The sequence below is a fragment of the Roseiarcus sp. genome, assembly GCF_049514155.1.
Lineage (GTDB): Bacteria > Pseudomonadota > Alphaproteobacteria > Rhizobiales > Beijerinckiaceae > Roseiarcus.
Window position 1 is genome coordinate 1 of record NZ_JBEKVH010000167.1, and the last position, 9,182, is coordinate 9,182.

At 65.0% G+C, this 9,182-nt stretch carries 10 protein-coding genes and 1 pseudogene; 7 read left to right on the forward strand and 4 right to left on the reverse strand.

All coding sequences use genetic code 11. From position 1 onward, the window contains the following. The 3 genes and pseudogenes from ABSF49_RS18320 to ABSF49_RS18330 all read right to left on the reverse strand — a co-directional run. Nucleotides 1–347: pseudogene (locus tag ABSF49_RS18320) on the reverse strand (taurine transporter subunit); the annotation flags it as partial. Then, a complete protein-coding gene (locus ABSF49_RS18325) occupies nucleotides 344–1,135 on the reverse strand; it encodes a taurine ABC transporter ATP-binding protein (RefSeq protein ID WP_424114081.1) in 792 nt (263 codons plus the stop codon). The pseudogene ABSF49_RS18320 and the gene ABSF49_RS18325, both read right to left, overlap by 4 nt. 124 nt (nucleotides 1,136–1,259) lie before the next feature. After that, on the reverse strand, nucleotides 1,260–2,225 hold the full coding sequence (locus tag ABSF49_RS18330; protein WP_424114082.1) for a taurine ABC transporter substrate-binding protein: 966 nt from the start codon (nucleotides 2,223–2,225) through the stop codon (nucleotides 1,260–1,262). A 265-nt stretch (nucleotides 2,226–2,490) separates the two neighbouring features. Between ABSF49_RS18330 and betC the strand changes: the two genes are divergently transcribed. Continuing rightward, nucleotides 2,491–4,011: a choline-sulfatase gene (gene betC / locus ABSF49_RS18335; protein ID WP_424114083.1), complete on the forward strand. Its 1,521-nt coding sequence runs from the start codon at nucleotides 2,491–2,493 to the stop codon at nucleotides 4,009–4,011. Between the two features lie 201 nt (nucleotides 4,012–4,212). Here betC and ABSF49_RS18340 read toward each other — a convergent pair whose 3' ends face one another. Beyond that, complete coding sequence (locus tag ABSF49_RS18340; RefSeq protein ID WP_424114084.1) at nucleotides 4,213–4,449, reverse strand: hypothetical protein; 237 nt, start codon at nucleotides 4,447–4,449, stop codon at nucleotides 4,213–4,215. Between the two features lie 170 nt (nucleotides 4,450–4,619). Between ABSF49_RS18340 and ABSF49_RS18345 the strand changes: the two genes are divergently transcribed. The 6 genes from ABSF49_RS18345 to ABSF49_RS18370 all read left to right on the forward strand — a co-directional run bounded on the left by ABSF49_RS18345 (nucleotide 4,620) and on the right by ABSF49_RS18370 (nucleotide 8,268). After that, nucleotides 4,620–5,030 carry a DUF2946 family protein gene (locus ABSF49_RS18345; RefSeq protein WP_424114085.1) on the forward strand — a complete coding sequence of 137 codons (411 nt, stop codon included), beginning with the start codon at nucleotides 4,620–4,622 and terminating at the stop codon, nucleotides 5,028–5,030. Nucleotides 5,031–5,100: 70 nt separating this feature from the next. After that, complete coding sequence (locus ABSF49_RS18350) at nucleotides 5,101–6,015, forward strand: hypothetical protein (protein ID WP_424114086.1); 915 nt, start codon at nucleotides 5,101–5,103, stop codon at nucleotides 6,013–6,015. Then, a complete protein-coding gene (copC, locus tag ABSF49_RS18355; RefSeq protein ID WP_424114087.1) occupies nucleotides 6,012–6,380 on the forward strand; it encodes a copper homeostasis periplasmic binding protein CopC in 369 nt (122 codons plus the stop codon). The genes ABSF49_RS18350 and copC overlap by 4 nt, the downstream gene beginning before the upstream one ends. A gap of 40 nt (nucleotides 6,381–6,420) precedes the next feature. After that, the gene (locus tag ABSF49_RS18360) at nucleotides 6,421–6,918 is read left to right on the forward strand and encodes a copper chaperone PCu(A)C (protein WP_424114088.1); all 498 of its coding nucleotides are present in this window, start codon (nucleotides 6,421–6,423) and stop codon (nucleotides 6,916–6,918) included. 35 nt (nucleotides 6,919–6,953) lie between these two features. Next, the gene (gene copD, locus ABSF49_RS18365) at nucleotides 6,954–7,823 is read left to right on the forward strand and encodes a copper homeostasis membrane protein CopD (RefSeq protein ID WP_424114089.1); all 870 of its coding nucleotides are present in this window, start codon (nucleotides 6,954–6,956) and stop codon (nucleotides 7,821–7,823) included. 157 nt (nucleotides 7,824–7,980) lie between these two features. Beyond that, on the forward strand, nucleotides 7,981–8,268 hold the full coding sequence (locus tag ABSF49_RS18370) for a hypothetical protein (RefSeq protein WP_424114090.1): 288 nt from the start codon (nucleotides 7,981–7,983) through the stop codon (nucleotides 8,266–8,268). The last annotated feature ends 914 nt before the right edge of the window (nucleotides 8,269–9,182 follow it).

Sequence of the window (9,182 nt, forward strand, 5' to 3'; positions counted from 1 at the left end):
CCCATCAGCAGCCCAATCGGCACGCCGAGAACGACCGCGATCGCGGCCGCAACCAGGATACGGCTGAGGCTCGCGCTGACATGTTCCCAGAGCGAAGCGTTGGCGTAGCCGTCCTTGAAGACCGAGATCGCCGCATTGATGACTTCGGTCGGCGTCGGCAAGAACAGATGCGACGAGAGGTGCAACTCCGACGCGCCCCACCACAGGCCGACCAGGACGGCGCCGGTGACGACGCTGATCCTGGCGGAGGAGGCCTTGCCGACGCCGAATTCTCGCATTCTGACGAGCCGCGGCAGCGGCGCGACATCAGCTTCAGGGGAAAGAGATAGGACGGCGAGATCGGTCATGAGACAGAACTCCGGGTGGGTTCGCTTTGGTGGACGACGGCGCGGATCTCTTCACGCAGCGCCGCGAATTGAGGGGCCGTCTTGATCGCCCTGGCGTCGCGGTCGCGCGCGAAAGCACTCACAAACTGGAGGTCGTAACGGTGAACGATGCGGCCGGGTCGCGGCGACATGACAATGACCTGCGTGCCGAGGAAAAGGGCCTCTTCGATCGAATGGGTGATGAAGAAGACCTGTTTGCCGGTGCGCGCCCAAACGTCGACCAGCAATTCCTGCATCTGTTCGCGCGTCATGCTGTCGAGCGCGCCGAATGGCTCGTCCATCAGCAGGATCGCCGGATCGGGCGCAAGCGCGCGCGCTATGCCGACGCGCTGGCGCATGCCGCCGGAAAGCTCATAGGGGGCGGCGTCGGCGAAGTCCTGCAAGCCGACAAGGCGCAGCAGTTCGAGCGCTCGTTCGCGCCGCTCCTTGCGTCCGGTCCCGGCAAATTTCAACCCAAGAGCGACGTTTTCGGCGACGCTGCGCCACGGCAACAGCGCGTCTTTCTGGAAGACGACTCCACGTTCTGCGCCCGGTCCCGTGACCGGATGACCGTTCAGCTCTATCGACCCCGACGACAGGGGCAAGAATCCCGCCATGGCGTTGAGCAAGGTCGACTTGCCGCAGCCCGAAGTTCCCAAGGCGACGACGAAACCGCGTTCGGGGATTTCCAACGAGACGCGGTCCAGCGCATGCACGGGACGCCCGTCGCGCGCGGCGAAAAAGACCGAAGCGTTGTCGACGCGAAGCAAATTCGTTTCCTGTTCGTGTCGCTGCCCCAGAGAGCAAAAGTCGCGCCGCCGAGCGAGCCGGCGACGCGTCGTTTGTGGGAGACGAGAGAAACCCTCGATCGCGCCGGACGCGCTGCAGCCCGCCTTACGAGCCGGCCTTCTTCAGCGCCGCCACTGCGTCAGGCGTGACGAAAGCGGCGTAGGAAGGCAGCACATCGGTGATCTTCTTCTGGTCTTTCAGGAAGACCGCCGTGTCCTTGAGGATCTTCGCCAGGCCAGAGCTCTCGCCGCCGCCAAGCCAGGCGTCCGAGACTTGGACGTCGATGGGCAGAAGGTTGAGATTCTTGAGCGCAGCGGCTTGATCCTCAGGCTTGCCGCCGAGCAGCTTGGCGAGCAACTTGGCGTTGTCGCTGTCAGGACCCCAACGCTCGGGCTCCTTGACGAACGAAGTCTGATACTTGGAGATGACCCCAGAGAAGGTCGTGAGGAAGTCGGGATTGGCCTTGGCGAAGGCGGCGGTGGCGACCCAGGCGGAGAAGGTCGGCGCGCCCTTCTCGGCGACCTCTTTCGACGTGATGATCACCTTGCCGTTCTTCTTCAACTCGGTCAGCGCAGGGTCCCAGACGAAGCCGCCATCGAGGTCGCCGCGGTTGTAGCCGGCGACGATGTCGGGCTGCGGGATCGCGAACACCTGCACGTCCTTCTCGGTGAGGCCGAGACTCTTGATCAGCGGATCGGCGAGCGAGTTGATGCCGGACCCATTGCGCACGACCAGCGCTTCGTCGGTGCCGGAGATCGAGGCGAGATAGAAGGCCTTGACGTCGAGGCCGCGCGAGGTCGCCGCTGCGTACGGGCTCGAGCCGACGTAACCGATCTGCACGTCGCCCGAAGCGATGGCGGCGAAGATTTCGGCGCCGGAGTTGAAGCGGCGGAAATCGATCTTGAAGCCGGTCGCCTTTTCGAACTCGCCGTTAGCGATGGCGACCGACGAAGGCAGCGCGTCCGTCTGGTAGGCGACGACGACGCTCTTGTCGGCGGCGTGAGCCAGGGGGGCGCCGAACACGGCGAGCGCGCCGACCGCCGCGGCGCGAACCAACCGAGTAAGTTTCATATTCGTGATCCTCGATATGCCCGCGCAATGGGGCGCTGAGATCGGCGAGCTCCCGTGCCTCATTGCCGGGTTGGCCGCCGCAAAAGGGAAAACAGCACGGCGCGCCCTATAAGTCAATTATGTTGATCAAATTAGTAGACAAACAGTGTGCCCGCTCCAATCGCGACTTGCTTCGGGCGACGCTTCCCATTGTCTTGGGTCATAATGCATCGTATTGATCGAATTGATAGAATAATCGTCGGTTGCTGGACAGGAGCCCGCCACGATGCCGCAATCCCAGCCCAACCTGCTGATCCTCATCGTCGATCAGCTCACGGGCACGCTGTTCCCTGATGGGCCGGCGGCGTTTCTCCACACCCCGAACCTGCGGGCGCTCGCCGAGCGGTCGGTTCGCTTCTGCAACGCCTACGCGCCAAGCCCGTTGTGCTGGCCTTCGCGCGCTTCGCTGATGTCTGGGCAATTGCCGAGCAAGACGGGGGTCTACGACAACGCTGCACTATTTCCTGCGGACGTCCCGACCTTCGCCCACTACCTGCGGCGCGCCGGCTATCAGACCTCGCTCTCCGGCAAGATGCACTTCGTCGGTCCCGATCAGCTCCATGGCTACGAGGAGCGCCTGACGACCGACATCTATCCCGCCGACTTCGGCTGGACGCCCGATTACGACAACCCGGGCGAGCGGATCGACTGGTGGTACCACAACATGGGCTCGGTCGTGGGGGCCGGCGTCGCCGAGATCACCAACCAGCTCGAATTCGATGACGAAGTGACCTACTACGCGGCGCGCAAACTGCACGATTTGTCGCGTCGCCGCGACCCACGCCCTTGGTCGCTCACGGTGAGCCTCACCCACCCTCACGACCCCTATGTCGCGCGACCGGAGTATTTCGACCTCTACGCCGCAAGCGAGGCTCTCGATCCCGTCGTCGCGCCGATTCCGTTCGAGCGGCAGGATGCGCACGCGCAGCGGTTGATGATCGCTTGCGACCAGCTGGCGACGAACCCAACGCGCGAACAAGTTCGCCGCGCCCGGCGCGCCTATTTTGCCAACATCTCCTATGTCGACGACAAGCTCGGCGAGCTGCTGGCGATTCTGGACCGCTGCGGCATGGCAGAATCGACTGCGGTCGTCTTCCTTTCCGACCACGGCGAAATGCTCGGCGAACGCGGCCTCTGGTACAAGATGTCGTTCTTCGAGGGTTCGGCGCGCGTGCCGCTGATGATCGCCGCACCCGGCTGGGCGCCGCGCAGCATCGAAACTCCGGTTTCGACTCTCGACGTCTTGCCGACGCTTTGCCAACTCGCCCAAGCGCCGCTTGACGCCGGCGCCGCCTGGCTCGACGGCGAGAGCCTCGTCCCGCTCGCCCGCGGGCACGGCGGGCGGTCGCCGGTGGCGATGGAATACGCTGCCGAGGGCTCCATCGCGCCGATGGTCGCGTTGCGCGACGGAAGATGGAAGGCGATCTGGGCGCCGCCCGATCCGCCGCAACTCTACGATCTTGACTCTGATCCTCACGAACTCGAGAACCTCGCGCTCCGCCCCGACCATTCCGACCTCTGGGATGATTTCGAGCGCCGCTTTGCAGCGCGCTGGGACCTCGCCGCCTTTGACCAAGCGGTGCGGGCGAGCCAGCGCCGCCGCCATATCGTCTATGAGGCGCTGCGCCAGGGGACTTACACGCCGTGGGATTTCCAGCCCCACGAACCGGCCTCGCGCCGCTACATGCGCAACGACATGGACCTCAATGTTTTGGAATCCGAGCGACGCTATCCGCGGAGCGAATGACGCGCGCGCCGTAGAGCGTCCGGGCGGATGGAGCGGCGGCGGCGCGGACGGAGGTGTGCTAGTGGCAGCTCACCTGTGCGGCCGCCGTCGCTGCCAGGACATTGGAGCCAGCGGACTTGGCCGATCAGGCGAAGGGCATGAGCGCATTCATCGAGTACCGTTAGTTCGAAGCGGGCTCGCGGCTGGAAGCCCGAACTGTGCTTAACTGCGTACGAGGCCAACAGCCTGCGCGAGGAACTCGATCGGCGCGGCGTCGCGACGGTCGTCCCGCCCAACCCAACTCGAAAACATCTGCATCGCTAAGATAAGCGCGCCTAAAATGGCTGCAATGTCATCAAGCGCCTTTTCTGCCGCCTCAAGGACACTCGCCGTGTCGTGTCCCGGTAAGACAAACGCGCCGACACCTTCATCTCGCCAATGCCTCGTCGCAACCCTCATCAGTCTGCTCTCGGCCATAAATTGGAATTCGCCTACGGCCGGCTCGCACCTATCCTGCCGTTCTCCAATTGACAGACCCCGCGGCGGCGCCGCTAATTCGGCGCACGGGCGCGGCCCATGTCGGGCTGTAATGGTTTGCTGTGGCGAAACCGGATGAACGGAAGGCGAGAATGCGCAGCGCGCGGCCAGCGCGAGCGGCGTCGCGTCTGGCGATGCTGCTCGCCGCGCTTGCGGTCTTCGCCCAACTCATCGCGCTGCCCTATCACCATCCGTCGCCGCAACACGACCTCGCCTCAGTAGCGGCGGAACTCAATGCGACGTTCGGCCCCGCCGCGGTGCTTTGCACGCAGAGCGACGACCCATCGTCGCCGACGCATGACCACCAGCGCGACGGTTGCGACGTCGGTTGCCCGCTGTGCCAATTCGCCTCGCACGCAGCCCTGCTCGAAGCCCCGCCGCCAGCCCTTCCCGAACGACTAGCGATCGCCGACGGCGCGCCGCCGACCCACGCCGACTTCTTTCGGCCGCGCGCGCGCGCGATCCGTTTCGCCCAGCCCAGAGCCCCACCTTTCTTCGCCTGACGTGAAATCCGCTCGCGCGCCCTCACCAGCGGCGCGCGAACCCGTTTCTCGCGACTTCAAGGCGATTCTCATGCTTTCCACGACCTGGCGAAGCGTCGCGCGCGCCGCAATCGGCGTTGCGGCGGCTCTCTGGCTATCTCCTGCGTTCGCTCACGCCGTGTGCGGCGACCGCATCTTTCCTGCAACCCTCGGCATCGACGATCCCGGCGTCGGCGACGAACTGGCGCTGCCGACGTTGACGTCGCAACCGCAAGGTTCCGACGGCACGCGGGAATTCGACGCGACATTCAGTTGGACGAAGACGATCCTGCCCGGGCTCGGTCTATCGTTCAGCGACGGCGGCTCTTGGCTGAGGCCAGGCGGCTACGGCTGGCAGGCGCTCGACACCGAACTCAAGTACAATTTCATGTGCCTCGCCCAGCACGAGTTCATGGCCTCAGCCGGCTTCGACGTGAGCTGGGGTCGAACCGGAACGGCCGCTCAATACAGCCCGTTCAACACCTACTCGCCGATCCTCGACGTCGGCAAGGGGTTCGGCGACCTGCCGGCAAGCCTCAATATTCTGAGGCCGCTGGCGATCACCGCCGAAATCAGCGAAGCGATCCCTGGCCAGAGCTGGACCGACGGATTGCAGAACCCGACAACGCTGAATTGGGGCTTCACCCTCCAGTACAGCCTGCCCTACTACAATTCGCACATCGGCCAGATCGACAACGACTTCCTTCGCCGACTGGTTCCGGTGACGGAGTTCGCCTTCTCGACGCCGATCGCCAACGTTCCATCTGGATCGCAGATCACCACCGGCACAATCCAGCCGGGCGTCATCTACGAAGGCGACACATGGCAGCTCGCCGTCGAGGCGCTGATCCCGATCAACAGCGCCAGCGGCCGCAACATCGGCGCAGTCGCCGAACTGCACTTCTTCCTCGACGACATCTTCCCCGACTCGCTCGGCAAACCAATCTCGAAATGGGGTCAGCCATGAATCGTCGCTCGATCGTCAGAATCGCCGCCGCGCTCGCTTTCGCCTTCGCCGCCCCCGCGGCGTTCGCGCATGCGCAACTTGAAAAGGCCATGCCCCCGGTCGGCGGCGCGGTTACGTCGCCGGCCGAGATTCGGCTGAAGTTCAGCGAGGGCGTCGAGCCGCGCTTTTCGGGCATCGCGCTGACTGCGGAAGGCGCCGCCGCCGTGCCGCTCGGCCAGCCCAGCGTCGATCCAGCCGACAAAAGCGTGCTGATCGTCAAGGTCGGCAAGACGCTACCGCCCGGCCTCTACACCGTGACGTGGCACGCCGTGTCGGTCGACACCCATCACACCCAGGGCGACTTTCAGTTCACCGTGAAGCCGTGAACGCGGTGCCGCATACCCTCGACAAAGAAAGGATGCAACCATGAATCGTATTCACGCCATCGCCGCGGCGCTTGCCCTGTCACTCGTCGCTGCCCCTGCGCTCGCCGAAGGAATCAAGGCGGGCGACCTGACGATCGAGAAGCCGTGGGCGCGCGCGACGCCGAAGGGGGCCGACGTCGGCGCCGCCTATGTCGAGATCCGCAACGTCGGCGGCGCCGCCGACAAGTTGACCGGCGGCTCGGCCGATTTCGCCAACGTCGAGATCCACGAGATGTCGATGCAGGGCAACGTGATGAAAATGCAGGAGCTGAAGGACGGCCTGGCGATCCCCGCCCATGGCGACGTCAAGCTCGCGCCGGGCGGCTATCACATCATGCCCACCGGATTGAAGCACCCGTTAGTCAAGGGCGAGACCGCAAAGCTGACGCTGACCTTCGAGCACGCCGGCGCGGTTGCGGTTGATTTCCCGATTGTCGGCATCGGAGCCGCCAGCGGCGACATGAAGGGCATGGACATGAAGGGAATGAAGGGGATGTAGCGGTCCGCGGTGGCGACGCGGTCGGGTCGCTCGGTATGGAGGCCGCGCTCGCTCTTTGCCGCTTCGCCCATTTCGCCGCGGCGATGACGCTGTTCGGCGCAACGGCTTTCGTCGTCGCGCTGGCGCCGCCCGATCTCGCGCATGCCCTTCGACCGGCGACGCGCGCCATCGCGGCGGCGGCGATTCCTGCCGCCGCGCTCAGCGCGCTCGTCTGGCTCACGCTCGAATCTGCGTCGATGGCCGGCGACTGGAGAGCGTTCTTCGATCTCGGGTCGATCAGCGCAGTCCTGACCGATACGGACTTTGGCGTCGTGTGGCTTTGGCGGCTTGTTGTCGCTGCCGCGCTCGTCGCGGCGCTAGCGCTCGGCCACGGCGGTCCGACGCTCGCGCTCCTCGTCGGCGCGGCGCTGCTGCTGGCAAGCCTCAGCCTCGTTGACCATGCGGCAATGCAGGCCGGCGCCGTCGGCGTCCTCCATCGCGCCAACGACGCTCTGCATCTGCTGGCGACGGCAGCATGGCTGGGCGGCCTGCCAATGTTCGCGCTCTGCCTCAAGGCCTATGACGACCCGAATCTAGGCGCGGGCGCAGTGACGGCGATGCGGCGGTTCTCTTTCTGGGGCCAATTCGACGTCGCGATTGTCGTGCTCACCGGTGTTGCCAATGTCGCGCTGACCACCGGCGGGCTCGCGCCGGCGACGCCCTATCGCCTGCTGCTCGCCGCCAAGCTCGTTCTAGTCGCGACGATGGTTGGGTTGGCGCTGCTCAACCGCTACGTCCTCTCGCCGCGACTGGCATCTGACTGCAAGGCGCAGCGTGCGTTGAGGCGAAGCTGCGTCGCCGAAGTCGCTCTCGGCGCGGCGGTCGTCGCTCTGGTGAGCCTGTTCGGCCTGCTTGACCCGAACTAGACCCCTTGTTGCCGCTCGTGGGAGGTGACGGTCAACAATCCCGACAAGCCCGCAAGTTATTCGGCGCCTGGAACTGTCTCTGGCTCAAAGTCGATGAGGTTTGGTGGCGAGTTACCGATGTTTTCTCTGGAGAATCAGCACCATGCGAGCGGCCTCGATGGAGGTTCCCGATCGTTGGCATCTGACGGAGAACGCCAGCTCCGCCTTCCTTGACGCCGCGTGCAAATCGACCCCCGCGATCCGTGGCGCGATCGGCGCGATGACGATCAGCCCAGCGCTGCTCACGAACGCAGAAAAGCTGCAATACGAAAGCAATCTGCGACGCGAGGAGACAAACGCTGCGATCGGCGCCCTGGCCAGAGAAGGCGTATTAATCAGACAGATCGTGCGACGGCATTCGCCTCGCTCAACGGGCTCGATGGCGTGGCGATTGGCGGGACCGTGAAAGCCGCATTCCGCTGGCGCCTTTCGTCGCCGATGCCCGCACGCCACAACAAGTCGCAGCCGAGGCGAAAGGGCCCACACATTTCCCGTGCGGCGGCAAATCGCCTGTGAGGCGAACCGCCAGTGCGGCGACGAGGCTTGCCGCGCCCGGGTTGTTGATGTGGCGAGCCGACCCGGTCCACCGATTGTCCGCGGTCGACGCTGGGACCTCTTGGGCGCGCCGGCGCCGATGTGGCCGCGAAGGGCTCCGGCGCCCCTTCTTGTAGGCTCGCCATTAGGGCGCCAAACGCCCGCCGCCAAGCGCTCCGCTGACAAGCCCGTCAACGTTAGCAGCCCGTCACGTATGGCGGCATCCCTTTTGACGCGAACCGCCCCAGCGCGGCGACGGCGGCGGTCGCGCCCAGGGTTGCGGAAGTTGCTCGCTGACCCTTGGACCGATTGTTAGCGGTCGACGCAAGGTCCCCATTGGCGCGCCGCCGGCGACCCGGCCGCCAGGGCCTTTGGCCCCCACCCTTTTTGTAGGCTCAACCTTGGGGCGTCCCGCCAGAGGCGCACCAAGCCGAATGTTCGCGGACCCGGCCGAGGGCGCCATTAGTCAAAAACTAACCAACCCGCCGCGACGGCCCTGCTCGCCGCGCGCCCGCCGCCAGGAGCGCCGCTAACAACGCCATCGTCAATCCCGGCGAAAAAAAGCGCCCAAGTGGGTCCGGGGAAGATCATCCGGTCAGACCATCAACAATTGGTCAGCCAAAGTCCGGCGCCATGCGTCGGTCATTTTCGTCTGGCTAAGGTCAGTGACGCCTGGCGCCTCGGCGCGTCAAAAATGGCGCCGGTGGGGTTTTTGTTGTCTGCGCAATTTGCGTTGTTCTGAACCAACAGACAACAACAATTACCCTGAAAATCGGCCTACACCCA